General features: G+C 48.7%; 20 protein-coding genes. 7 read left to right on the forward strand and 13 right to left on the reverse strand.

Annotated elements, in window-relative coordinates:
* The first annotated feature begins 7 nt into the window (after positions 1 to 7).
* Positions 8 to 2,131 carry a ribonucleotide reductase N-terminal alpha domain-containing protein gene (locus L5462_RS05270; RefSeq protein ID WP_237779762.1) on the forward strand — a complete coding sequence of 708 codons (2,124 nt, stop codon included), beginning with the start codon at positions 8 to 10 and terminating at the stop codon, positions 2,129 to 2,131.
* A gap of 113 nt (positions 2,132 to 2,244) precedes the next feature.
* Here L5462_RS05270 and L5462_RS05275 read toward each other — a convergent pair whose 3' ends face one another.
* The 5 genes from L5462_RS05275 to L5462_RS05295 form a co-directional block, all read right to left on the reverse strand.
* On the reverse strand, positions 2,245 to 4,722 hold the full coding sequence (locus tag L5462_RS05275; RefSeq protein WP_237779763.1) for a DEAD/DEAH box helicase: 2,478 nt from the start codon (positions 4,720 to 4,722) through the stop codon (positions 2,245 to 2,247).
* 23 nt (positions 4,723 to 4,745) lie between these two features.
* Positions 4,746 to 6,395 carry an AMP-binding protein gene (locus tag L5462_RS05280; RefSeq protein ID WP_237779764.1) on the reverse strand — a complete coding sequence of 550 codons (1,650 nt, stop codon included), beginning with the start codon at positions 6,393 to 6,395 and terminating at the stop codon, positions 4,746 to 4,748.
* Positions 6,396 to 6,413: 18 nt separating this feature from the next.
* On the reverse strand, positions 6,414 to 6,818 hold the full coding sequence (locus L5462_RS05285) for a thioesterase family protein (RefSeq protein ID WP_237779765.1): 405 nt from the start codon (positions 6,816 to 6,818) through the stop codon (positions 6,414 to 6,416).
* 11 nt (positions 6,819 to 6,829) lie between these two features.
* A complete protein-coding gene (locus L5462_RS05290) occupies positions 6,830 to 7,402 on the reverse strand; it encodes an XRE family transcriptional regulator (protein WP_237779766.1) in 573 nt (190 codons plus the stop codon).
* Between the two features lie 99 nt (positions 7,403 to 7,501).
* Entirely contained in the window at positions 7,502 to 7,807 is a 306-nt protein-coding gene (locus tag L5462_RS05295) for a hypothetical protein (protein WP_237779767.1), read from the reverse strand.
* Positions 7,808 to 7,939: 132 nt separating this feature from the next.
* Here L5462_RS05295 and L5462_RS05300 point away from each other — a divergent pair, with 132 nt between their 5' ends.
* From L5462_RS05300 to L5462_RS05320, 5 genes are all read left to right on the forward strand, one after another.
* Entirely contained in the window at positions 7,940 to 9,160 is a 1,221-nt protein-coding gene (locus L5462_RS05300) for an ammonium transporter (protein WP_237779768.1), read from the forward strand.
* 63 nt (positions 9,161 to 9,223) lie between these two features.
* Positions 9,224 to 9,562 (forward strand): P-II family nitrogen regulator, encoded by a 339-nt coding sequence (locus tag L5462_RS05305; RefSeq protein WP_237779769.1) that lies wholly within the window; start codon positions 9,224 to 9,226, stop codon positions 9,560 to 9,562.
* A 298-nt stretch (positions 9,563 to 9,860) separates the two neighbouring features.
* A complete protein-coding gene (locus L5462_RS05310) occupies positions 9,861 to 11,084 on the forward strand; it encodes an ammonium transporter (protein WP_237779770.1) in 1,224 nt (407 codons plus the stop codon).
* Positions 11,085 to 11,094: 10 nt separating this feature from the next.
* Positions 11,095 to 11,433, forward strand: a complete 339-nt coding sequence (locus L5462_RS05315) for a P-II family nitrogen regulator (RefSeq protein ID WP_013295863.1) — start codon at positions 11,095 to 11,097, stop codon at positions 11,431 to 11,433.
* Between the two features lie 144 nt (positions 11,434 to 11,577).
* Positions 11,578 to 12,102 (forward strand): hypothetical protein, encoded by a 525-nt coding sequence (locus tag L5462_RS05320; RefSeq protein WP_237779771.1) that lies wholly within the window; start codon positions 11,578 to 11,580, stop codon positions 12,100 to 12,102.
* A 24-nt stretch (positions 12,103 to 12,126) separates the two neighbouring features.
* Here the strand turns inward: L5462_RS05320 and pdxS are convergent, their stop codons facing one another.
* A complete protein-coding gene (gene pdxS, locus L5462_RS05325) occupies positions 12,127 to 13,008 on the reverse strand; it encodes a pyridoxal 5'-phosphate synthase lyase subunit PdxS (protein ID WP_255772489.1) in 882 nt (293 codons plus the stop codon).
* A 165-nt stretch (positions 13,009 to 13,173) separates the two neighbouring features.
* On the opposite strand from pdxS, the gene L5462_RS05330 reads away from it, so the two are divergent.
* Positions 13,174 to 13,368, forward strand: coding sequence for a hypothetical protein (locus L5462_RS05330; RefSeq protein WP_237780025.1), 195 nt, complete (start codon positions 13,174 to 13,176; stop codon positions 13,366 to 13,368).
* 24 nt (positions 13,369 to 13,392) lie between these two features.
* Here L5462_RS05330 and L5462_RS05335 read toward each other — a convergent pair whose 3' ends face one another.
* From L5462_RS05335 to L5462_RS05365, 7 genes are all read right to left on the reverse strand, one after another.
* Positions 13,393 to 14,217 carry a PfkB family carbohydrate kinase gene (locus tag L5462_RS05335; RefSeq protein WP_237779772.1) on the reverse strand — a complete coding sequence of 275 codons (825 nt, stop codon included), beginning with the start codon at positions 14,215 to 14,217 and terminating at the stop codon, positions 13,393 to 13,395.
* The gene (locus tag L5462_RS05340) at positions 14,214 to 14,897 is read right to left on the reverse strand and encodes a HisA/HisF family protein (protein WP_237779773.1); all 684 of its coding nucleotides are present in this window, start codon (positions 14,895 to 14,897) and stop codon (positions 14,214 to 14,216) included. The genes L5462_RS05335 and L5462_RS05340 overlap by 4 nt, the downstream gene beginning before the upstream one ends.
* 204 nt (positions 14,898 to 15,101) lie before the next feature.
* Entirely contained in the window at positions 15,102 to 15,440 is a 339-nt protein-coding gene (locus tag L5462_RS05345; RefSeq protein WP_237779774.1) for a DUF2149 domain-containing protein, read from the reverse strand.
* The gene (locus L5462_RS05350; protein ID WP_237779775.1) at positions 15,397 to 16,077 is read right to left on the reverse strand and encodes a MotA/TolQ/ExbB proton channel family protein; all 681 of its coding nucleotides are present in this window, start codon (positions 16,075 to 16,077) and stop codon (positions 15,397 to 15,399) included. Before L5462_RS05350 ends, L5462_RS05345 begins: the two co-directional genes overlap by 44 nt.
* Before the next feature lie 16 nt (positions 16,078 to 16,093).
* Complete coding sequence (locus tag L5462_RS05355) at positions 16,094 to 16,804, reverse strand: DUF2162 domain-containing protein (protein ID WP_237779776.1); 711 nt, start codon at positions 16,802 to 16,804, stop codon at positions 16,094 to 16,096.
* 202 nt (positions 16,805 to 17,006) lie between these two features.
* Complete coding sequence (locus L5462_RS05360; protein ID WP_237779777.1) at positions 17,007 to 21,947, reverse strand: cobaltochelatase subunit CobN; 4,941 nt, start codon at positions 21,945 to 21,947, stop codon at positions 17,007 to 17,009.
* A 192-nt stretch (positions 21,948 to 22,139) separates the two neighbouring features.
* Positions 22,140 to 25,046 carry an FmdE family protein gene (locus L5462_RS05365; protein ID WP_237779778.1) on the reverse strand — a complete coding sequence of 969 codons (2,907 nt, stop codon included), beginning with the start codon at positions 25,044 to 25,046 and terminating at the stop codon, positions 22,140 to 22,142.
* Positions 25,047 to 25,070: the final 24 nt, after the last annotated feature.

The raw sequence follows: 25,070 nt of genomic DNA on the forward strand, positions 1-25,070 counted from the left end.
CCTAATGATGATCAATTTAACGGAAACCGCCCTGAGGGTACTTGAGGAGAGGTACCTTCTGAGGAACGAAAGGGGTGAGGTTGTAGAGACCCCTGAGGAGATGTTCAGGAGGGTTGCCCGGGCAGTTGCATCTGCAGATGAGATGTATGGTTCCAGCAGCCACAGGGCAGAGGAACTCTTCTATTCGGTTATGAGAAATCTTGAGTTCCTCCCAAATTCACCCACCCTCATGAATGCAGGTACACCCATAAATCAGCTCTCAGCATGTTTCGTCCTCCCTGTTGATGATTCAATTGAGAGCATATTCGAATCCCTCAGAAACATGGCAATAATCCACAAATCAGGTGGGGGCGTTGGATTCTCATTTTCCAGACTCAGACCACAGGGGGACACCGTTGCATCAACAATGGGTGTGGCTTCAGGTCCCGTGTCATTCATGAGAATATTCGACGTTGCAGTTGAGGTTATAAAGCAGGGTGGAAGGAGAAGGGGGGCCAATATGGGGGTGCTTCATGTCAGCCACCCGGACATATTCAGATTCATAGACGCCAAGACATCAGAGGGGCCCCTCAGAAACTTCAACCTCTCTGTTTCAGTCCCTGACAGTTTCATGGAAGATGGAATGGTTGACCTCATAAACCCGAGGACCGGTGAAACCGTTGACTCAGTACCATCCAGGGAGATATTCAAGAGGATTGTAAAGGCCGCATGGAGGTCAGGGGACCCTGGAATGATATTTGAGGACAGGATAAACCAGCACAACCCGACACCCTCCCTTGGAAGGATAGAGGCAACCAACCCGTGCATATCCTGTGACACCCTGATAATGACCTCGGAGGGTCCCCTCCCGGTAAATGAACTGGAGGGCAGAGCATTCATGGCGGTTGTCAATGGCTTGGAGTATCCCTGCATTTCGGGATTCTTTAAAACAGGGTACAGGGAGGTTTTCGAACTCAGAACCCGGGAAGGTTACAGTTTAAAGTTGACCCAGGATCACCCGGTGCTAGTAATGGATGATAAACCGGTATGGAAGGCTGCTGGCGACCTTGAAAGGGGGGATTTGCTTGTTATGGATTCAGGGGACAGTTTCCATTCAGAAGAAAAAGGGTTCTCCACTTTCCTGTGTCTTAAAGGTAAAGGTTATGAGGATGTCTATGACGCCAGTGTTGCAGGTGTAAATGCCTTCACCGCCAACGGGTTCATTGTCCACAACTGCGGTGAGCAGCCCCTCCTCCCCTATGAGTCATGTAACCTTGGGTCAATCAACCTGTCATTAATGGTTTCAGCTTCAGGTATGAACTGGGAAAGACTCAGAAGAACGGTTCATACGGCGGTGCACTTCCTTGACAATGTCATAGACGTCAACAGCTATCCTCTCCCGGAGGTCAGGGAGATGACACTCAGGACAAGGAAGATCGGCCTTGGTGTTATGGGCTTTGCGGATATGCTCATAAAACTGGGTGTGCCCTACAATTCAGGGGAGGCCCTCAGGGTGGCTGAGCGGGTCATGTCCTTCATAGAGGGTGAAGCGAGGAGGGCATCAGCGAATCTTGCAGCTGAAAGGGGGTCGTTTCCGGAATTTTCAGGGAGCAGGTGGGATGAAATGGGGTTCAGGGGGATGAGAAACGCCACACTGACAACCATTGCACCCACAGGTTCCCTCAGTATAATAGCGGGTACAAGCAGCGGTATAGAACCCCTCTTTGCGGTTTCATTCACCAGGAACATTCTGGGTAGAAAATTCACTGAAACCAATCCCCTGTTTGAAAGAATCGTCAGGGGGCAGCTGAAAAGGGATGCAGTTGAAATGATAATTTCGCGGGGCAGTCTGCAGGGGGTGCCGGGGGTTCCAGAGAAAATCAGGAGACTCTTTGTAACCGCCCATGAGATCGACCCCGTCTTCCATGTTAAGATGCAGGCCGCCTTCCAGCGCCATGTGGATAACGCCGTCTCCAAAACCGTTAATCTACCGCCTGATGCGTCCATACAGGACGCTGAGAGGGTGTTCAGGGCAGCATATGAACTGGGATGCAAGGGTATCACAATCTACAGGTATGGAAGCAAAATGAATGAGGTCCTGAGGTTTCCTGAATATGCAGGGTCATGCCGGGATATGACCTGCCCCAATTGATAGGGAGGAGTTCAAGGTGATAAAATGGACACCATATGACCTCGAATCCTCCATCATCTGATCTTTAAAGCGTCCCTTATAAATGTTTTATATCCAGACCTCCTGTGGAAGAATCAGAGTCGACCCCTCTCAATTCCCCTTATAAGCCTGGTTGATTCCCTTACAGTACCACTCCTTTTGAAAGCCCCTGCAATCCTCTTCACAGCCTCAAGCATTCTCACAACTGAATCAAGCCAGCTGAAGATGTCACCAGGATATGTCTGCACATGGTACCTTGAGAGTAAGTGTTTGCTTATATCTGCTGGGTCCCTCCCCCTCAGCCGCTCATTGATTATGTATGCTGACAGTTTTCTCTGAATGCAACCACAGAATGGCCTCTCGCTACATTCACACGACAAGAAATCCATCTGAATATTTAAGACAGCCTCCTGAAGCCTGGTATCCAGTTTAACAAGATTATCTCCGGTTGAAATTATATCCAGTGTTGAGTCAGCAAGTAGCCTTGTTGAGAAATTTGTGGCAAGGACCTGGCTGAGCCTTCTGTGGAGCCTGCTGGAGAGATAGGCGGACTGGAAGGGTTCAAGTTCAATGACTGTATCAATGACGCTACCTGAAAGGCTGGATCTTATGTACTCTGCCTCCTCAGGTCCTATGAATGACCTTGAAACAGCCACCCCATATTGAGTTGGGACCATTTTATCCCTCGATATCATCTCATATGCTTCAAGGATATCAAGAGCCTTGCCGGCATCCATAAACCATTCCTCATTTTCATTGTCTCCATTGAAGGCGCCTGAGGTTATATCTGCAAGTACCTGTTCGAGAATCTTCTCGTCTGTATAGTGAACTTCAACAGAATCCGGGCCACTTTCAAGGAGCTCGAGGGCCACAGATTCCTCGGAATCACCATCAAATTCCATGCCAATCTCTGCAAGAACATATACAACACCCCGGTCATGGTAGGATGGTCTGCCTGCACGTCCGAGCATCTGTGAAAACTCATTTGAGGTGAGCCACCGGTTACCCATGAGCAGCGTCTCAAATATAACCTGTGATGCCGGAAAATCCACTCCAGCGGCAAGTGCCGCTGTTGTGACAACCGCTGCGAGTTTCTGGGATGCGAAGGCCTTCTCTATTCGCTGCCTCTCAGCGTAGGATAAACCTGCATGGTAAGCGGCTGCACTGACCCTGTTCCTTGTAAGGTACTCTGCAATTAGCCTGGTTTTCCTCCTGGAGTTTGTGAATATTATCGTCTGTCCCTGGAACCCCTGCCTTGACTTCGAGGAGAACTCACGTCCTGCAAGCCTCAGTATGATGTTCTTCTTTTCCTCACCGCTCCTTGAGAATATAAGGTGTCTTTCAAGTGGCACGGGCCTTTTATCGTATTCAACCAGCTTCAGGCCAAAATCTGATGCTATTTCTGCTGAGTTTTTAACTGTTGCAGAGAGTGCTATGATCTGGGCATCCGGAAATAACCTTTTTATCCTCCATATCATGCCATTGAGCCTTGCCCCCCTCTCCTCATCCTCAAGGGTGTGTATCTCATCAACCACAACCACGCCCACATCACCGAGGATACCAGCCCTCCCTGACCTCAGGATATAGTCGATCCCCTCGTAGGTACCAACTATTATATCTGCATCAGCCACATCTGTATCAGGAATCCGCAGCTCACCCTTTGCCTTTATCCTGCTCATACCAACCTTTATGGCTGTTTTAAGTCCAAGTGTGGAGTATCTCTTCTTAAAGTCCCTGTACTTCTGGTTTGCAAGGGCAACGAGTGGTGTGAGGTAGATGAACCTTTCACCCTTCATTGCCCTGGGGATGCCTGCAAGTTCCCCTATAAGTGTCTTTCCACTTGCGGTTGCAGATACAACCATAAGACTAGCGCCCCCAAGGAGGCCCGCATCAACTGCGAGGACCTGCACTGGCCTCAGCACCCTGTTCCCCTCCCTTCTGAGTATTTGGACGAATCTCTCAGGGAGATTAAGCTTATCAATGGGCACTTTAGGGGTCCTTTCTGCTGTGGCTGTGACCATATCATAGAGTGTCAGTTCATGGTTCGCCAGTGGGTCGAACCTGGGTGACATCATCTCAAGGACCCTTTCAAGGCTTATACCTCTTCTGATCAGCCTCCTGAAGTTTCTGAATGCTGACTTATCCATGCCAGCCAGTTTGAGCTCCCTTCTTATTACCTCATCAACGCACCTTGAGCATATGATCTGGCCTTCATGTTTCGTTGATGCCCTTGAGCTCACAAGGGTCACATAGCCCTCATGGAGGCAGTGCTGGCATACCCTTGCATACCTGTATCTGATACCGTGATTCTCAAGCAGTTCTTCAAGTTCCCTGTCCCGCCCCGTTAGAAACACGGCCTGTTTCCTCAGGAGTTTTATGGCCTCTGATGGTTTTCTCAGTGTTTCCCTTTCATCCTTCTCCACTGTGAACCTTGCTATTCTGGGGCCAGAGGATGTTTTTTTGATTTTCAGCTTGCCCCAGTACCCTGGTTTTCTGCGGGTGTTAAGGGCACCCCTGGGACTTCCGGCGGGGATAAAATCAACTGATCTCTTCCTTCGATTCAGAACTATCATTATATCTCTCAAAAAAATAAGGTTCAGGAGCCTTCTTTCCTCTTCTTGAGGAGTTCAACTGCCAGCTCCCTCAGTTTGAACTTCTGGACCTTCCCGCTTGCGGTGAGCGGAAATTCATCAACAAAGAAAACATGTTTCGGGACCTTGTACCTTGCTATCCTCTGGATTGCATAGTCCCTGACATCCTCCTCAAGTATGTCTGCACCGTCCTCCCTGATCACAAAGGCACCGACTATTTCGCCGTACTTCTCATCGGGTATCCCCACAACCTGCACGTCCTTTATGCCTGGCATTGTGTGGAGGAATTCCTCGATCTCCCTTGGGTAGATGTTCTCGCCGCCCCGAATGATCATGTCCTTTATTCTTCCAACGATTGAGTAGTATCCGTCCTCATCCATCACCGCAAGGTCTCCGCTGTGGAGCCACCCATCCTCATCTATGGCCTCAGCTGTCATCTCAGGCATCTTGTAGTAGCCCTTCATGACGTTGTAGCCCCTGCAGCATATCTCGCCGGGTTCACCGGGACCCAGCTCCTCGCCGGTTTCAGGGTCCACTATCTTGACCTCGATGTGTGGTAGGGGTGTTCCAACGGTTTCGACCCGCTTCTCGATGGGGTCATCCACACTTGTCTGTGTGAAGACAGGGGACGCCTCGGTGAGGCCGTAGGCTATGGTTATCTCCTTCATGTTCATGTCATTCATGACGCGCTTCATTGCCTCTATGGGGCATGGTGATCCCGCCATGATTCCTGTCCTGAGGGATGAAAGGTCAAACATGTCAAACATGGGGTGTGTGAACTCTGCTATGAACATTGTCGGTACGCCGTAGAGTGCGGTGCACCTCTCCTTTTCCACCGCTGCAAGTACCAGGAGGGGGTCAAAGAGTTCTATCATGACAAGTGTCCCCCCGTGTGTAAGGATAGCCAGCACGCCCAGGACTATTCCAAAGCAGTGGAATAATGGTACCGGTAGACAAAGACGGTCCTCATCGGTGAATTTCTGTCTTTCGCCGATGTAGTAGCCGTTGTTGAGTATGTTCCTGTGGGTGAGCATTACCCCCTTGGGGAAACCAGTTGTTCCTGAGGTGTACTGCATGTTTATGACATCTGTGTTCTTGAGGGTTGACATAACACTGCGGAGTTCACTGTCAGGGACATGTTTACCCAGGAGCATCAGTTCATTGGTGTTGTACATCCCCCTGTGCTTCTGGGCCCCTATGTATATGACGCTTCTAAGTTCAGGGAACCTTTCACTCCTCAAATGTCCCCTCTCGTGGGTTTTGAGTTCAGGTACCAGTTCATAGAGTGTCTGTACGTAGTCAACGTCCCTGAAACCGTCTATGATAGCTATTGCCTTCATGTCAGACTGTTTCATGACATATTCAAGTTCATGGCTCCTGTAGGCAGTGTTCACCGTTACAAGAACCGCCCCTATCTTTGCTGTTGCAAAGAGGAATGTCAGCCAGTCGGGTACGTTGGTGGCCCAGATACCCACATGGTCACCCTTCTCTATCCCGATGGATAACAGGCCCTTTGCAAGGAGGTTGACCCTCTCATTGAACTCCCTGTAGGTGAACCTGAGATCCCTGTCAGGGTATACTATGAACTCCTTATCCGCGTACCTTTCAACCTGTTTCTCAAAGAATTCCCCTATTGTTTCCTCAGTGAAAACCATAAATCCACCCTTTGTATGTTAATCCTCTTCCACAAGGTGTTCTTCAAGCTGTGACCTTATATCCTGGGGTATTGGCTTTTTCTTCTGTTCAATGAAATCGTAGTGGACCAGGACAGCCTTCCCCTTTGCCTTTAGTTCCCCGTCCTGCCATGCCTCGTGGCCTATGGTGAAGGATGAGTTTCCTATGTGTGTTATGTAGCTTCTTATCTCCACGTCACTCCCATAGTACATCTGTGCAAGGAAGTCGAATTCCGTCCTTACAAGGATGAGTTTCCACTTCTCATAGCTGAGGTCAAGGTCCGGTGTGAACATCCTGAAGATGGGGTTTCTGCCCTTCTCGAACCAGACCGCCAGGACAGTATTGTTAACGTGTCTTAGACCATCTATATCCCCAAAGCGTGGTGTCACCGTGATTCTGAACATCCTATCAGCCACTAGAATGGTGTGTAGACAACCGCCAGTATCCTTGCATCACTGTCCCCTGCTGCGTGGAGGTGGTGGGGTACGACGGAGTCATAGTATATGCTGTCCCCCTCACCGAGTCTGTACTTCTCCTGTCCGTAGATGACCTCTATTTCACCCTCCAGGACGTATATGAACTCCTCGCCCTCATGGGATGATAGTTCAAAGTCATTGCTGTGTAATTCAACGTCGATTAGGAATGGCTCCATGTGCCTGTCGCTTTTGCCGGCGTCGAGGGAGTGGAAGTTGAGGTTACTTGTATCTGCCCTCCCCTCATAGCCTGAGAAGTGTATGACCCTCTGGGTTTTCCCCTTTCTAACTATAACCGGCTCATCCTGAACCCTGTCATCAAGGAGGGTGCCAAGCCTCACTCCAAGTGTCCTTGAGATCTTTATGAGGGGTGTGAGTGATGGTAGAATGTCTCCTTCCTCTATTTTCTCTATGAGTTCCCTATTAACCCCACTTCTTTCTGCAAGTTCATCCAGTGTCATGTTCTGGTTATCCCTGAGCTGTTTTATTCTTTCTCCCACAGTGTTTGCTGGCACGTGATCACCTTAAAATATGGTCATATGTATCTATTTCTAAAATTTCAGTTTAAAAAAATTGCTGTTTAAAAGTGTTCATGAACATAATCTGCCGGTGGATTACTGATCCTGGTTCTGGTCCCTGCTGGCCGGCACTGTCCTGTTTGTTCTGTTATCAGTATAGAATGTGACCTCTGTTTCATTGGTTGTGTTGTTGGTGACGTTCATTATGTGTTTCCTCAGGATTACTGGCTGGAAACCAGGGTTTCCCATGGTTTCTATCTTCTCATCGGAGGGAAGGATGTCTGTGGGGAATTCAACTGCAAAGGATGGTTTTATGAAGATACACACTGCGGATGAGAAGCCATACGCAATTAGAGCTATCATGAGAACTGCAAAGAGCCTTCCCTTTTTTGTTGAGTTCAATGAAACACCTCTTACCTTTTTTCTCATTTTTCTGATATTTTAATGTTGGCATGGAGGTCGGAAAGAGGTTACCGGCATCCTTATATAGTCTTGTTTATTATAATGGATATCAAAAAAGGAGTGTGATAATGAATGTTGAATTCTGGTGATACAGCCTGGATGCTAATATCAACTGCCCTGGTAATTCTGATGACTATACCTGGCGTTGCAATGTTCTATTCAGGTCTTACAAAAAGGGAAAATGTCCTCAATACAATTTTTCTATCATTTGTCTCCTTCGGAGTGGTTAGTCTGCTGTGGTTTTTATTTGGCTATGGCCTCATCTTTGGAGGCGACATTTCGGGAATAATAGGAACCCAGATCAGCAGCATAAGCCTTACAGCACTTAACTCAGCGTCAGAATATGCTCCCACAATTCCCGGGGGCCTTTTTGCAATTTTCCAGATGACGTTTGCTGCGATAACAGTTGCGCTGATATCAGGTGCTGTTGTGGAGAGGATCCGTTTTTCATCGTGGATCATCTTCATTCCCCTCTGGTTCACATTCGTTTATGTGCCCGTGGCCCACTGGGTATGGGGCGGTGGATTCCTGCAGAACCTCGGTGTCTATGATTTCGCAGGTGGAATAGTGGTGCACCTCACAAGCGGTATTGCTGCCCTTGCACTTGCACTGGTCATCGGTCCAAGGCACGACCAGAAACTGATGCCACACCATCTTGGCTACTCTGTGATAGGCACCGGTCTTCTATGGTTTGGCTGGTTCGGATTCAACGCGGGTTCAGCCCTTTCAGCAGGTAACCTTGCCACAGATGCAATGATTGTGACCAACACCTCTGCTGCCGCAGGGATGCTTGGATGGATGCTGATGGACAGAATTAAAACAGGCAAACCAACCCTCCTTGGCGCCCTTTCAGGTGCTGTTGCAGGTCTTGCATCAATAACCCCTGCAGCTGGATTCGTGGATATAGGTGCATCGATTTTAATTGGATTTCTGGCAGCCATGCTCTGTTACCTTGCTGTCTCATGGCTCAAGCCACTCCTAGGCTATGATGACGCCCTGGATGTTTTCGGGATTCATGGGGTCTCAGGTGTTATAGGAACAATAGGCGTTGGCCTATTTGCAATACCTGCACTTAACCCCGCCCTCACTGGTGGTGGTCTCATAACAGGAAGCACCGCACTCCTCACCAGTCAGGTTATCGGTGTTGTTACTGTGATCATATACACCTTCACAGTTACATACATTCTCGCCAGCCTCCTCAAGAAATGGAGAGGTCTCCGCGTTGAAAGGGAGGATGAGATCCAGGGCCTCGACATAAACCTCCATGAGGAAACCGGTTACAGACTGACATAATCAGTGATTTAAATATGAACAAGAGAATATACATAAAAGCTTTTCACTTAGAGGTGAAGATCAATGAAGAAGATCACTGCCATTATCAGAAGAGAGAAACTTGAGGATGTGAAGGATGCCCTGGAACTGGTTGGGATTCACGGGATGACAGTCTCAGATGTCAGGGGAAGAGGCCAGCAGATGGGTATACGTGAAAGTTACCGTGGTATGGATTACTGTGTGGATCTCATTCCAAAGGTTCAGGTTGAGGTTGTGGTTGACTCGGAGGACCTTGAAAAGGTGATTGAAACGGTAACTGAAAACGCCAGGACAGGTGATATAGGGGACGGTAAAATCTTCGTAACGGATGTACTTGATGTTGTGAGGATAAGGACAGGTGAAAGGGGGAAAAAGGCCATATAATGAAAAATGTAACAGAAAACCCTCTTTTGAGATGGGAAAAGGGGGAAGGCTGTCCAGTGACCATTCATCCAGGAACTCAGTCCCCCCTGATCTTTATTTAATAATTTTGCTGTAAGGTACCTTCCAGCCTGAACTTATTTTAGTTTCAGCCACTTTACCTGAAATTTTAACCGAAATCTTTATATATGAGCATGATCTAAGTGATAGTGTCGGAAGTTGATTTCCGCCTTCCGGTATTGAAGTATAAGATTGTAAAAAAACAGAATAATAACAACAGGTAATATGGAGGATGACTCTGATGGACGCGGTTTTAAACTCCGGTGACACGGCCTGGATGCTGATATCAACAGCCCTCGTGATGCTCATGACGGTTCCAAGCGTGGCACTCTTCTATGGGGGTTTAACAAAAAAGGAAAACGTGCTCAATACGATGTTCCTGTCACTGATAGCCTTCGCAGTGACAAGCCTCATATGGGTACTCTACGGCTATCAGTTTGCATTTGGAGCAGATATAATGGGACTCATAGGGAGTCCAGCGAACCTATTCATGAACGGTATAGGTGTCGATAAACTCGCAGAACTCGCACCTACGATACCAGACTTCCTTTACATAGCATTCCAGCTAACATTCGCTGCAATAACAGTCGCACTCATATCAGGTGCGATAGTGGAGAGAATGAAATTCTCAGCATGGCTGGCATTCATTGCACTCTGGGTGAGCCTGGTGTATGTACCGGTGGCCCACTGGGTATGGGGTGGTGGATTCCTTGCCCAGCTGGGTGCCCTTGACTTTGCAGGGGGTACAGTGGTCCACATAAACTCAGGTGTGGCTGCACTTGCACTTGTCTACCTCCTCGGCAGGAGGAAAGATACCAGGCTGCTACCACACAACCTGGGATACTCAGTGATAGGCGCTGCGCTCCTGTGGTTTGGCTGGTTCGGATTCAACGCAGGTTCAGCCCTCACAGCAGGGGGACTGGCAGCATCAGCCTTCCTTGTTACCAACACGGCCGCAGCCGCAGGTATGATCTCATGGGTGATAATAGACTACCTCAAAACAGGTAAACCCACAGTGCTCGGCGGCATATCAGGTGCAGTTGCCGGTCTTGTGGCAATAACACCTGCAGCAGGATTTGTGACAGTACCCGCAGCAATAATCATAGGCCTGGTCACAAGCGCCCTATCATACCTTGCAATATCATACCTCAAACCAAGGATTGGATACGATGACGCCCTGGACGTATTCGGAATACACGGAATGTCAGGTATATGGGGATCAGTGGCAACAGGTATCTTCGCAGCACCCTTCATAAATGAACTGGGAACAGGCCTCATCTACGGAAACCCCGGGCAGCTCACGGCACAGGTGGTAGCAGTTGTAATTGTCGCTGTCTACTCATTCATAGTTACACTGGTAATAGGAAAACTCCTGGACCTCACAGTGGGCCTCAGGGTAACTGAGAAGGAGGAAATAGAGGGACTCGATACACACCTCCACGAGGAGACAGGATACAGGATCTAAGGGTGATAGGATGAAAGAAGTAGTGGCCATCATAAGACCCGAGAAACTAGAGGAAGTTAAAAATGCCCTCGAAGAGGTGGGGTGCCACGGGATGACTGTGACAGAGGTCAAAGGACGTGGAAGACAGCTCGGTATAACAGAAAGCTACCGTGGAAGAGACTACAGGATAGACCTTCTGCCAAAAACAAAGATAGAGATTGTGGTGAACGATGAGGACCTCGATAAGGTCGTTGACACCATAGTGAAAAGCGCCCAGACCGGCGACATAGGCGACGGGAAGATATTCATCTCAGGGGTTGAAGAGGTTGTGAGGATAAGGACAGGTGAAAGCGGTAAAAAAGCAGTTTAAATCCTAAACCTCTATTTTTATTTATTACCAATCTATCTTCTTAAGTTTAACAATTAAATACTGATTTTTTTGATTCCTCTTAATTAACTATTTAAATATAGGAACACCATATCCATTATCAGTAAATAATGGAGTTGGGGGTCCTTGAAGGGTCAAATAATGCTCATCACACTTATACTGTCATTATTCATTCTCGGATGCGCATCTGCAGACGCTGAGAACAATACCACGGCCAACATCACACCGGGAAACCAGCCAATTGTAGAGCCACTTGCAACCGGCGTTCAGATGTCCGTAAACCCCACAAGCATCGACCTTGGAACTGTTGCGCCAGATGGAATAGAAAGGGAATACTACACAGCAACAAAGGTAACCATAAGAACAACGGGGGGGACTCTGAGGGTCTCTGTAAGAGCGAACAGCGACCTTGTAAGCCTGAACAACAGCTCAAACATCATCCCCATTTCAAATCTGGGATACAGCATAAAATATGATGGTCCCTACGGACCCATTATCGTTCCAAAAAGAAGTTTTACAACTGCCTATTACCAGATATGGACCTACACAGGTCCCGTTAATATAGTGATCCCCATAGATTATTACCTCACTGTACCACTCTACACGGATCCAGGAACCTACAGGACCACCATCACCTACAGAGCAGTTTAATCAAAAAGGGTAAATTAGGGGGAACTACCATCCCCTATCCTGCATCCTACCTTCTTCAGGGATCTCACTGATTTCAAGTCCCCTCATGGCTGTGCCGAGACCCCTTGAAACCTCCGCTATGACCTCAGGTTCGTCGTAGTGGGCTGTGGCCTCAACAATGGCCCTTGCATATCCCTCAGGGTTATCTGACTTGAATATACCTGAACCAACAAACACGCCGTCGGCACCAAGCTGCATCATGAGGGCTGCGTCTGCCGGTGTTGCAACACCACCCGCCGCGAAGTTAACCACAGGGAGCTTTCCAAGCCTGGCTGTTTCCCTCACAAGTTCAAGTGGAGCCTCAATCTTCCTTGCGAATTCCCAGAGCTCCTCTTCCTCCTTGTTCTGGATCTCCCTGATCTCACTCATCATTATCCTCATGTGCCTAACTGCCTCAACGATGTTACCAGTTCCAGGTTCCCCCTTGGTCCTTATCATGGCTGCGTCCTCGTCTATCCTCCTGAGGGCCTCGCCAAGATTTCTTGCACCACATACAAATGGGACGGTGAACTTCTTCTTGTCTATGTGGAAGCGTTCATCTGCGGGGGTTAGAACCTCACTCTCATCTATCATATCAACCCCTAGGGCCTCGAGGACCTGGGCCTCCACGAAGTGTCCTATCCTCACCTTGGCCATCACAGGTATGGACACTGCTTCCATTATCTCCTGGACCTTGTTGGGATCAGCCATCCTTGCAACTCCACCAGAGGCCCTTATATCCGCGGGTACCTTCTCAAGGGCCATTACAGCGACCGCCCCTGAGTCCTCTGCAATTGCAGCCTGTTCAGCGTTGACAACGTCCATTATAACGCCGCCCTTGGTCATCTTTGCAAATCCCTTCTTGAGTACTTCTGTACCATGCAGCATGATCAATCTCCTCCTGTTAGAATAAACAGCATATTTATATCTGAAAACCAACTGTTAAATATCTTGTCCGGCTTGCCGCTCCCAGAAAATATTTAAGATGATGAATCATAACATAAGCAGAGGATGATGAATCATAACTAACCCAGCAGGTTTTTCGTGATAAAAATGGTGGCAGGAACATTCACAGGGTCTGTGATCTACTCACATGCTGTACCCGCACTTCTTGGATTTACAGGACTGATACTCATATGTAACGGTATGATGGACGATAAGAGGGACCAGGTGCTTGCAGGTCTCGGTTTATTCTTTGCAGCGGGGCTTCTTCCTTTCATCATACTGCCCCTGATTCTCGGTATCTGAACCCATATAATCTGGCTCTTAACCCTAAATTTCCCCCTCAAGCTTTTTTGTGGCCATGAGAGATGCGAATTTTCCGGCGCCCTCAGGACCATAAATCCTCCTCATATGGACATAGGCAGCCATGTATGTATCCCCCAGCCCGGTTGGGTCAAGTTCCCTCTCTGCAGTGACTGCCAATATTCTTATGAGGGATCCTTTATGGGATATCATGGAGCCCCGGGGTCCACAGGTTACTATGACCTCACCGCAGTGTTCACTGAGTATTTCAAGAGCCCCCCTGATGTCATCAGAAACCGTTCGAAGTTCGTTGATGTCAAGAAAAACTCCACTCCCCGCCTCCAGGACGCGCGGGATTTCATTCCTGAATTTCAGCCTGACAACCCCCCCAGCAGGGTATCTCAGGTAGCCCTGAAGTCCAGTGTAGAGCCTGTGCCTTTTTCCCAGAAACTCCAGCGTCTCCACGGGTATGTCCGAGGGCAGAAGAGGCCCTGCAAGGATGGCGGTCCACTCCTCCATTGCAATGGTTTCAATATCCTCAATTTCAATGGGGTTACTGGCAAAATTGGACCTCTGGACCCTCCTCGAGGTATCCCCGTTATCATAGATATTCTCAAATTCAACAGTGGAGTCCCTGTACAGTGGTATTATGCTTGTCCTGGATGGGAATTCACTGAGAAGGTGCCTGTCAGCCTCTGAAAGGGTTACAACTGCCGTGTGGTCAACCCCAAGGTGTGAGAGTAGCCTGGAGTAGTAGTAAACTGCTCCACCCACCCTGGACTCTGTCGAGTTCCCCCTCACTATCAGGTCCCTGCTGAGAGGTCCAATGAGGAGGTACCTTTCTGTGTTCACCCGGGCCTCACCATCCCCTCATGGAGAGCCCTCCCTACAAGAACCTTCCTCACACCCATTGCCTCAAGTTCAGGTATCTCATTGGGTAGAACACCACCACCTGGTATCACCCTCCTGATTACTGGCCTGAAGAGTTCAAGGAGTTCCCTGTTGAACCCCGAGGATGTGCCAACCGCCCCCAGATCAAGGAGTATGACTTCAGATTCATAGCCAAGGAGAAGGTCCCTGAATTCTTCAAGTTCAAGTTCAATGTTTTCTGAGTGGAGTTTCATATCCTTAACATCCACGCTTACAACGGTCCTCTCGGGAGGGTAGGTTTTAAGGATGTATTCAAGTTCCTCTGTATTCTCAAGGGTCTCTGTTGCGGCAACAACCCGTGATGCAAACTGTAGCATGAATCTGAATGTCTCCCTGTCCCTGACCCCTGCGTCGAGGGTGACCGGCAGCACATGGTTAATCCTTCCTATGATATCAAGACTGGACCCTGTGCCCTCAATGGCATCAAGGTCGGCTATGTAAATTGACCGTGCCCCTGCTGCCCTGAGGGATAGTGCTATGTTCACAGGGTCAGGGGATGATGAGAAAACCGTCTCGAGGGGTCTGTAATTTTCACGTTCACCTGATTTGCCGGCTACAGCTATACCACCCCTGAGATCAATAACAGGTATGACTTCAATCATATGGATACCTCTAAGAAGAAGTGGAATACCAGAACTCACTTTGGGTTTTAAATATTTAAAGTTTTCAGAGAAAATGGGAATGGTAAGCTACTGAACTCGTATAGGGATATTGAGGTGGGGTCGCGGGGGGGAGAAAATGGGAATGGTAAGCAACTGAACCATACCATTTGAAGTTTTCAGGAAACTAAAAATGGAATGGATAAGCTATCCCTGAACCATTATCAGCTTGCCCGTCTTGGGGTCCCTGTAAACGGTTCCCATCTCAACGTATCCCTGGCCAGACCCTGAACTGGTCTCTGGAGTGTTGTTGAGCTCCTGGCCCTTCTGGACTTCAACTGCCCTTTTCATTGCCTCCATGGTTTCCTGACGCTCCTGTGGGGTCATGTCTGCAAATACGACGTTCTGCATGTTCCAGGAGAGTACAAGAAATATAAGGAAACCAACGGACAGTACCAGCATGGCATCAACCAGGTTTGCGCTTCCAGCCATCGGGTCCTCTTCATTTTGATCCGACAGGAGCCTTCGCCGGCGTCTGAGCGGCATTATCCATCACCTCCAGCACTGCCTCGGCCATGGTCTCGAGATTTGAGAGGTACTCCTCATACCATCTGCGCCTGACCTTTGAGATTATGTAGGCTATACCCCCTGATGCAAGGCCCACGACTGTTGTGTCAAAGGCTATGATGATGGCCTGTGCCAGTGTATTTATATCCCCTGCGCCGAGGGCTGCAAGGCCAGGGCCCATGGGTATGAGTGTCCCCATAAGTCCCAGGGTTGGGCCGAGCCTTGTCACGATATCCGTCTTCTCGAGGCTCTTTGCAGCCCTGAGTTCCTCGTTCTCTATGAGTTTCCTTGCGAGGGCCTCCCTTGATTTGGGTCCTAGCTCTGAGGTCTCCGCAATATTTATAAGGACCTCCTTCTGGCTCTGGGGTATCTCCATTGAATTTACAACCTCAATTATCCTCTCAGGGGTGCCTGGATTGGAAATTGACTTTATGGCTGATTCCAGCTCCTTCATATCAGTCCTTATCCTTCCAGAGTACTCTGATATTAGCCCGCCAAGGGTTATTATTGCATAGACCATGAATAACAGGAGCCCCGCTATAACAGGTATGAGGAGACTCTGGGAGACAACGTGTAGTGCGCCGCTCAGTATTTCACTGCCGGGTACTGCAACCATATCATATCACCTCTCCTTATTCTATGAAAGTGCTTTTTCTCTTGTTAAGGTAAATTCCAAGTCCCATGAGCGCCAGTGTCCCCAGCACAACATATAATATTGTGTTTATGCCTGGAACCGTCAGTGGCGTCATCTTCATGCTCATGGCGCTGTTCACATTTGGAAGCACAATGGCAGCTGTCAGGAAGTAGAGACCGGCAAAGAGCATGAAGTTGCCCAGCAGAACAGGGTAGGGTTTATTGATTGCCGATGCGACTCCATTGGCGAAGACATAGAAGAACGCTATGAAGGCTGCGAGAATTATCCCAGAATATTTGCCGAGTGTGACTGCTGATACACCGATTATGGGTGATACAAGTATTATGCTGACGATCACCGCCCCGAAGCAGCAGGGGCAGGGTGCCACCATTGCAACACACGCAGTCTTTGCTGTATCCCTCCTGTGTTCCTTCCACTCCCGGAGGGTGTGTACACCTGCAAATATCAGAACAGATGCCATTATGATTGTTATTAGTGAACTGTAGGTGTTGAAGAAGCCCTGAACCGAGTTCATGTAGGCGTTTGCAAGGGCTGCGAGGCCATATATACCAAGACCGTAACCTGCCGTTATCAGGGCAGCCATCTTCCTTGATAGCCCTGCAAAACCCATTGCCAGTCCAATTTTCACTCCGAATATCAGTAAAACCGATAGGATTCCAGCCTGCCACAGTAGGTTTGCCATGTCCATGTTCCACACCTTCTCTTTTCAACTTTATAATAATTACTATATAAATTAAATTATTACTATTTCGCAGGATTAAAGCAGTATTTTAATACCACATTTCTTATTACTATTAGGCGAGGGTGAGTAATAAGTCATTCAAACAATTTTTATTAGAATTAAAGTAAATCTGATATTTAATGTTTTCTAAAAATAAATTATGGTGGGCCTACCTCCTTCCAGGTCCAAGGAAGTAGCCCACACCCACAAGTATCAGTATGGCCGCTATACCCGCAACTCCATATAACGGGAACTCTGTTCTCTGATTGACCACTGAAGGAGTCTCTTTCACCTCATAGGATTTCTGCTGACCAGCCTCTTCACCGGCTGAATCCTGTGAAGATGCTGAAACAGCTGCCTGGGAAGTCGCAGAGGTTCTTCCAGACGAACCATCAGTGGAGGTTCTTCCAGCAGATCCGCCGCCTGTAGCTGAAGGGCCTGAAGGACCCGTTGTGGGCCCTGTGGATGGATTCTCACCTGGATTCACATCACCGGATGGTTCAGGTGCAAATACAGATGCCCCTGTTGCCGCATAGAGCGCTGCAGTGAATTTCTTCCTGACATCAGAGGACATGTACTGGCTGAGCCACTTCATCAGTTCCCTGTCACCGCAGACCGATCCTGAACATGAAACACCATTCTCGGCAACGTAACTTCCAAGGCACTCTGCAATGAATGCAAGCTGCTCACTCCTGGCATTCCACTGGCCCCTGTTTGCCATCTCTGCAAAGTGTGCCAGTATGTCCATGGCAGCGTAGGGATTCCTTGAATAGGCTGTCCTCAGTCCAAGATTGTATTTATCTGCAACCACCGCGTCATAGTACTCATCCCAGAAACCACTGTCAAGGAGTTCAGGCACCGTGTATTCCCATCCTACCAGGTGGGATGTGTACTTGGCTATGGTCCTTGGACCCTGATACCCCTCATTCATGATTGCCCTGATCCACTCGGGATTCAGGTACCTTGTCCTGTACTCGATGGCTATGAACTGCTTGAGTGACATGACCCGTGGGTTTCCAGGGTTTGCATATCTCAGTACATAGAGTTCCGGGGCCCTTCCATTGTTCATCATCTCGATGGCCATTGAGAGGCCGCCGAAGTAATCGAAGTAGTCGTCGTTATCAACAACCCCATAAAGGTTGGTGTTTCTGCTGTGATAGGCAGTCTGAATACCCCTGAGGAGTTCCTTGAAGGTTTCAGGCATTGAAACGCCCCATGAACGTTCACTGTATGCATGGCTCATCCTGTTGAAGTAGATGTCTGCAAGTTCGCTTCTGTTATTCCAGGTCCATGATACCTCTGTACCCTTACTGACACCTGCACCGTAATCACCCACAGGAGGTGCGAAGATCCTTGTGATGGCGATTTCACCTGCATCCGTGGCGTTAAGACCCGCCTGCATGTACCTGAGGGTATCGTTGATCCAGTGGAGTGCAATGTAATTGGTGCGCAGAGGCTCGCTGCCCCTGAAGTTTGTATACTTGGCATCAACAAGTGTCTGCAGCACATGGTCAAGGGATGTTTTAACTGACGGATAAGCTGCGACGATCTCACTGTAGGAAGCGGCAAGGGCAACCCTGTATGCCCTGTCCATGTTGATTAGGAGTCTCGGGAAGAGGTCCCTGAAGAGTCCGCTTGTTGTTACAATCGGATCCACCCTGGGCCTTTCTGTGAAGTTTGAAAGTCCAGATGCGGATCTTACTGCATTGAGGTCTGCAAGTAGCTGTGAGAGTGGTGTCACCTTCAGGTTCGAAGCTGACCCTGTGGATGACCATGTTGGCTCCACACCCATCAGCCTCAGGACAAATGAGACCATGGTACCATCGTCACGCACCGTCTCAACACACCAGACAACCGCAGCCACCTTCTCCGGGATCCTGTCAAACTGTGCAAGTGCCATGTCAGCCAGGCGTTTACCCAGATTCCATGCTGTTTTTGTTGGCATCAGGTTCTCTGATACCGCATAGAAGTTGCTGCCTGTTGGAAGCGCTGAGGGGTTCCTTACAGGGTCATTTCCTGGTCTTGGTGTTATAAATCCACCGTTCAGTGCATCGAGAAGTGAGTTCATCTCTGAACTGAAGCTCTGTTTTATCAGTGCGGCGTACTCAAGTGCCCTGTTGAGAAGCTCAATTACCTGTGAGTTGTTTGTGAGGTTCGCGGGTGGTGTGCCACCCATGACCTGCAGTATCCAGTTTATTGTGATGTTGTTGAGCTCCTCTGCCTGCAGTGCCGTGAGGTTGTCAAAGTTCCATCCCCTTAGAGATGCTATGAGTCTCTGAAGTGAGGGACTTGATGGTCCGCCATCAGAGGATACCATTGCAGCTGCAAGGAGGGCTATCTCCCCATCGGTCCACCTTAACCCGAAGGTATGAAGACCCACAGGCATGAGTGTCTGCTGGAGCACCACAAGGTAATCTTCAACCCTTTCAATGTCCTCTGCAGTGAAGTTATCTGGACTGATGCCAATCTCTGCTGCTATGTTTAGCTTCATGACCATGTTCCTTATTGAATTGAAGTACTCCTGTTTGAGGGGGCTTGCGTCAGGTGTTTTTGTATAATCGTCGATGAGGGCTCTGAGTTCTGAGAGGTCCCCATAGAGCTGTGTAGTCTTCAATGGTGGTGTGAGGTGGTCCACTATGACTGCATATCCCCTCCTCTTGGACTGTATGCCCTCACCAACACCATCCATGATGTAGATGTAGACCGATGGCTTTGTACCGGCACATATCTGTGAGAAGTCGAAGTTACTGAGGGCGACCTGCTTTCTTGGAAGCCACTCGTATGTTGCATGTCTCCCTATGTGAACCTGTGCATCTGCATTGAATACCGTGTTAACCCATGCATACCATGCAAGGTACTGGTGTGGTGGAGCCACAACCGTACTGTGGTAGAGTTTATTAACGTCTGCCTCCCATCCCCTCTGGGGTTCGGGACCAATGAAAACGTTGCCAAACATTATTCCAGGTATGACGATGTATTTTCTCCCGTTTCTCTCCACTGTCATAACATTACCTGGTGGGGCGCCCCACCCATTGAATCCGGGGACTGCCAGGGACTGGAATTCATTTTTGAAGTTATAGAACATGTTCCACGGCGCATCTGTGCTCTGACCTGTCCTTGCGTTGTTGAGGACTGCTTTCAGCGCTTCTGTCATGTTTCTTATGAGAACTGATGCCTGCTGTGCCTTCTCAGGGTAGGTGTTTGCAAGTGATATCATCTCAGATGACCATTTATCGAGGGTGTTCATGGCTGCGGTGTATGCTGTGTCACTGGAAACGTAGCTGAGTGCGAGTCTGATCATCTCCTCAATGTAGCCCACAGGACCCTCCACAACCTGTTTTCTTGCAACCGGCTTGAGGGTCTGGAACCATGCATAGTATTCCTCTGCATCCCAGAGGATGATGGAGGTTTTATTTGCAAGTTTCTCGAGTTCCCCCGGTGCCCATGTTGCAACGTTTATTCCCCTCTCTGTGAGGAGCTTCACAAGGTCGTCTGCACTCTGGGGGAAGCCTGAAACAGTGTACCCTGAGCTCTGGAGTGTCTTGAGTATTTCAACGAGAGTTTCAGGCACGTTAAGGTAACTGGCACCTATGTTACCCTTACCCGGTGGGTAATTGTAGTAGATGAGTGCTATTCTTTTCTGGGAGTTTGCCAGGTATCTGAGTCTGACCCAGTTGCTGATTCGCTGCACAAGGTAGTCCATCTGCTCATCTATCGGTGTGTATGCGACTATTTCAACCCCTGTTACACTGTCAATACTCTTTGCTGGTGCAGCAACGAATATGGGTTCTATTATACCCTGGGTCTCTGGAATGGCTATCTGGTAGTAGGTGTCGCTCCATAGAAGCCCATCCTCTGATATTATCCATTCACCTTCCTCCCTCTTGGTGGATATCATCGCCCTGAATACAGGCACATTCATTCTCTCAAGTAGACCTGCGGTCTGGTTCACGAAACCAGAACCCAGTGTGAATGTTGTGAAGCTCACAAGGGCGTCTATCCTGTACCTGTAGGCTGAGGGGTTTGCCTCATATTCTGATGCTGTGACAGTCCTTGATGGGTTTGCAGGGTCATAGACGAAGAATTTGACCATTGCCGAATAGATGTTGAGTGGCTGTGTACCGTTAACACCTGAGTATGCCCCGACAACAGGTATCACATTCATTCCGCTGGCTGTGAGCCTGGCTATTATGCTGTCAAAGTGGGCCATGTCCCCTGAAAGGAGTACACTGTCAAGGCCTGCTATTCCAACGGTGGGTCGTGATGTGTTGAGGGGGTATGCTGCAAGGTAATCAGCTAGGTTCGTGAAGACCCTGCCGTCACGGTAGAGCATCTCAGCTGGAATGGTTACCGGTGGGGCGGGTTCCCATTGGGATGGCCATGTTCCCCCATTCATCACCGTGAAGTTCTTAAGCAGCAGTTTGAACTGGTTTTCATAGTTCACGGTTCCCTTCTTTGCATAGTAGAGACCGTAGGTCACCCAGGGTGCAAGCTGTGGGTACGTATTAACATAGGCCTTCAGACGTGCCTCGTTGGAGTTTTTGAGGTCATAGAGGATTGTGTTCTTTGTATCGGTGTTACCAATTACTGAGGCATCTATACCCTGGAATATACGCACACCGTTGATCTGTGACATGTTTGTGAGGTCAGGGTCACTCTCAAGGACCAGGAATATCTTGTTTGGTCTGTTAGATGCGATTTCAGGGTAGTCCCTCATAACATTCCTGAAGTTACCTGAATCAAAGAGCCACTCTGCAATAACAATATCCGCAGACTCGATGAGTGTTTTAAGTTCAGAGGGGTTCATCTTTGATATCTGTGTGGTGGTCCTCACCTCAAATCTGACCGTCCATGTTGACTTATTCTGCGGGTTGTATCCTGGCTGTGATGGGTTTATAAGGTCCATGACCTTCTTTGCCGCATCATTGGTCATCTTGGAACTGGTTGATGAGTGTATAACAAGCACCACCGGATCCCTGATCTCCTGTGTGCTGTTCACTGTGAGGGCCCCTGAATCACCTCCTCCAGTGCTGTTATCCGCAGCTGCCACTGTCTGGCAGAGCATTATCATGAAAATAACTGCTGTCAGTGTAATTAGCTGTTTTCTCATGACTTTTCACCTCCTTTTATTTTTTTATTTACAGTAAACCCTCTGAGTTATGTCATTAAAATAAATTATTATTACATTATACAGGATACTTTAAAAATAAATTATTACTTAACATGGAAATATTATTTAATTTAAATATCAATCGGGAAAAAGTAATAATCCTCAGGATAAAAAAATAAATAATTGGGGTGCCTATTTTCCTGCTCCACCCCTGAGGAATCCAAAGGCCACAAGGCCAGCGGCCACAAGGACACCCACAATACCATAAACGTACCATGAGGAGTCAGCGCCGCCAGAAGCAGAGGTTGCATTTGTAACCTCATAGGCCCTCTTACCCTCTGTTGAAGGTTCCTCTGAAACCTCAGATGCCGCACTCACATCAGCCGGTGAAGCACTGTACTCAACACCCGGTGAGTAACCTGCATGGCCACCAGTACCATGGGAACCTGAGGGTAAACCACCGGTTGAACCACCTGTGGACCCACCGGTTGAACCACCGGGCACACCGCCCTGGTTTCCGTTCTGACTTCCGCCATTGTTCACTGGAATAAGGTCCTCAAGTGTCCTGTTTGCTGGAAGCCCCTTCACATAGGCTATGGGGTTCTGACCGCCAGCTCCTGAAAGGATCATCTGAAGTTCGCCTTCAGTGATGTACCTCTCAGCATCATAGGTTACAACCGGCCCTGAAATCAGATAACTTGGTGTTTCACCCTTGTAGAGGCTTATGAAACCTGCTATCTGTTTTTCCCTCTTTGCATCACTGGTGACGCAGTCGCTCACATCGAAGGTAGGCCATTTAAAGTCCAGGACCACTGCCTTACCAACCTTGTTCTTGTTGTCCCATATCACAAGGATTCCCTCAATGTTGCCGCCGTATGCATCAGCATTTTCAGGGTCGTTCTCTGTTCCAGGGACACGCAGGTTGAAGTAGGTTCCCTGTCCAGGTGAGACTCCAAGGCGGTAGACTATGGCGTCGTCCTTGCAGTAGATGGTGTTACCCAGGTAGATGTAGTTCTCATCCTCCCTGAGGGGGTAGTTCTTGAAGATGTACTCTGTTATCAGGTAACCTGGTGATACACCGGGACATGCATGGTCGTGGAAGAGGAATGTCAGTACCTGGTCGTATGGCGGGTCGTTTCTCCATGCGTTTGCTATGCTCTGTATGTTGAACCAGCCATCCCTTGCAAAGACCTTTGAGATCTTGCTGCTGAGCTGTGTGCTGTTGAGGGTTCTTGGGCCGATGTCATTCACAAATTTGCCGTCTGATGCATTGCTCGCAATTAACTGACCGGTTGTTGGGTCATAGTAAATGTAGACCGCGTTCATTGTCACTCCATCGTAGCCCCTGAGGACAAATGTGAACCAGAGTGGTTTCCATAGTGGCCTGTGGATCGGTAGGAGTGTTGCCCTGCTGAGCCTTGAACCAAGAACATCAAATACTCCGTCCCAGGCAGCACTCATATCCTGACCGTTAACCCTTGAGTAGCCGGCAGATGTAAGCACCACAAGGTCCCTGTCGTCCTTTTCAAGATTTATGCCCTTCTCTGTGAGGAATAACTGTTTTGCAAGGTTTGCTGCGTCAGCACCGATCTTCCTGATCTGCTCGTATGTCAGGTTACCCCATGTGAAGGTGTTGTTTTCACGGGTCGCATTTGGAAGTCCAAGGCTGTCTATGTAGGCCATGTCAAGTCCATGGGCAATCTGTGGTGGAATCTGGTATGTTATGTTGTTGACCTTATCGGTGGCATTTGCACCGCTTTCGCTTCCCAGGAGATAGTAGTAGTGGGTCACATTGAGGTTCTTAAGCTCCCTCACTATCGTTACAATGGATGTTGGATCCTGTTTCAATCTGGATATGAGCCATGCGTTGAATTCAAGTTCTGTTTTTTTGCCTGTCTGCTGCTGGAACTGTTTTCTGAGTGCCTCCTTGTCAAACTTCATCACTATGAGGTCACCCTTTAGGGTGTTGAGGTTCCATCTTATGAAGCCTGCGAGGTTTGTGTCAGCACCTGTGGCCGTGGTGTTGAATCCAGCATAGGATCCTCCCTTACCTGGCGTTGTGTCAAGGAACATGAGCAGTGAATCATCATCTGAGTCCCCTGGCACGCCCACTGTCACGTAGCTCGTTATCTCACCGGGTGAGCCCGGATTGGTGAAGTCCATGACAGGTGGGTAGTACTTGAGGAGAGTGAGGCTCATGGCATAACCGCTGATGGTACCCAGGCACATGTGGCCATGGAATGCAGCGGCCCTCAGAAGATCCGCTGGTGCACCCTGCATCCATGCATTTGCAAGGCTTGCAACAGGAAACGCGTAGTTACCGTATTTACTTGCAAGAAGGTTCCAGTTTGCCTCTGTCATGTTCTTCAGCAGGTCAACTGTGTAAACTGGTTTTCCGTTGACTGTTTTGATTACAACCGGTGATGTGCTTGCATTCTTGAAGTAAACACCAACCAGTGTGCTGCCCCTCTGTAGTATGAAGAACGTGTCCAGTGGGTCAACCGGGGACTTCCTTATTACAAGCAGGTTACCCTTACCATAGGTTACACGGCCACCTGCCTGGTTGAGTATCCCCTCAATGACATCCTCTGTGGTATCGTTCCTGTACTTGACAATACCGGCGGTTGTTACTACGAGCACGTTTCCTTTCGAGAAGTTCAGGATCTGGTCGGCCTTCTTTGTTATCTCCCTTCCGAGTTTGTAGGCGTCTGTGGCGTTCATTTTGAGTGAGAGCAGTGCGTAGTATCTGTTATCAAGTGGGTTCAGCGGGTTGGTTGATAGGGTGAATTCATGTACAAGGTCCCTGTAACCCGGTGCTGTAACCTTTATCCTGAATTTTGTGGTGTTTGTGACATTCTGGTAATTGAAGATGATCTTTGTCTTGTTGGCTGCCGGGTCAAAGGTCTTTGTGAAGTTGATCTTTGATCCGTTTGCATCGGTGATACAGTTTATGTCGGGGTTGATGCGGGGGTTGTCGTCTGCAAATTCGTATTTGACGTCCACTCCCACCTCACATTCTGTGTCCGCTGCACTCACTGAACCTGTCAGTGCTACAGCAAAGAGAAGAACCATGAAAACCATGAAATGCTGTCTTCTCATAACCTTTTCACCTCCCTTAAGTTC

This window comes from Methanothermobacter sp. K4, assembly GCF_022014235.1.
GTDB lineage: Archaea > Methanobacteriota > Methanobacteria > Methanobacteriales > Methanothermobacteraceae > Methanothermobacter.

Excerpts from the sequence above, each read along its gene's own strand:
- L5462_RS05345 (WP_237779774.1), bottom strand. The coding sequence starts at position 15,440 with ATGCCGCTCAGACGCCGGCGAAGGCTCCTGTCGGATCAAAATGAAGAG.
- L5462_RS05360 (WP_237779777.1), bottom strand. The coding sequence starts at position 21,947 with ATGAGAAAACAGCTAATTACACTGACAGCAGTTATTTTCATGATAATG.
- L5462_RS05270 (WP_237779762.1), top strand. The coding sequence starts at position 8 with ATGATCAATTTAACGGAAACCGCCCTGAGGGTACTTGAGGAGAGGTAC.
- L5462_RS05330 (WP_237780025.1), top strand. The coding sequence starts at position 13,174 with ATGGTGGCAGGAACATTCACAGGGTCTGTGATCTACTCACATGCTGTA.
- L5462_RS05305 (WP_237779769.1), top strand. The coding sequence starts at position 9,224 with ATGAAGAAGATCACTGCCATTATCAGAAGAGAGAAACTTGAGGATGTG.
- pdxS (WP_255772489.1), bottom strand. The coding sequence starts at position 13,008 with ATGCTGCATGGTACAGAAGTACTCAAGAAGGGATTTGCAAAGATGACC.
- L5462_RS05275 (WP_237779763.1), bottom strand. The coding sequence starts at position 4,722 with ATGATAGTTCTGAATCGAAGGAAGAGATCAGTTGATTTTATCCCCGCC.
- L5462_RS05340 (WP_237779773.1), bottom strand. The coding sequence starts at position 14,897 with ATGATTGAAGTCATACCTGTTATTGATCTCAGGGGTGGTATAGCTGTA.
- L5462_RS05280 (WP_237779764.1), bottom strand. The coding sequence starts at position 6,395 with ATGGTTTTCACTGAGGAAACAATAGGGGAATTCTTTGAGAAACAGGTT.
- L5462_RS05315 (WP_013295863.1), top strand. The coding sequence starts at position 11,095 with ATGAAAGAAGTAGTGGCCATCATAAGACCCGAGAAACTAGAGGAAGTT.
- L5462_RS05365 (WP_237779778.1), bottom strand. The coding sequence starts at position 25,046 with ATGAGAAGACAGCATTTCATGGTTTTCATGGTTCTTCTCTTTGCTGTA.
- L5462_RS05350 (WP_237779775.1), bottom strand. The coding sequence starts at position 16,077 with ATGGTTGCAGTACCCGGCAGTGAAATACTGAGCGGCGCACTACACGTT.
- L5462_RS05285 (WP_237779765.1), bottom strand. The coding sequence starts at position 6,818 with ATGTTCAGAATCACGGTGACACCACGCTTTGGGGATATAGATGGTCTA.
- L5462_RS05300 (WP_237779768.1), top strand. The coding sequence starts at position 7,940 with ATGTTGAATTCTGGTGATACAGCCTGGATGCTAATATCAACTGCCCTG.
- L5462_RS05310 (WP_237779770.1), top strand. The coding sequence starts at position 9,861 with ATGGACGCGGTTTTAAACTCCGGTGACACGGCCTGGATGCTGATATCA.
- L5462_RS05355 (WP_237779776.1), bottom strand. The coding sequence starts at position 16,804 with ATGGACATGGCAAACCTACTGTGGCAGGCTGGAATCCTATCGGTTTTA.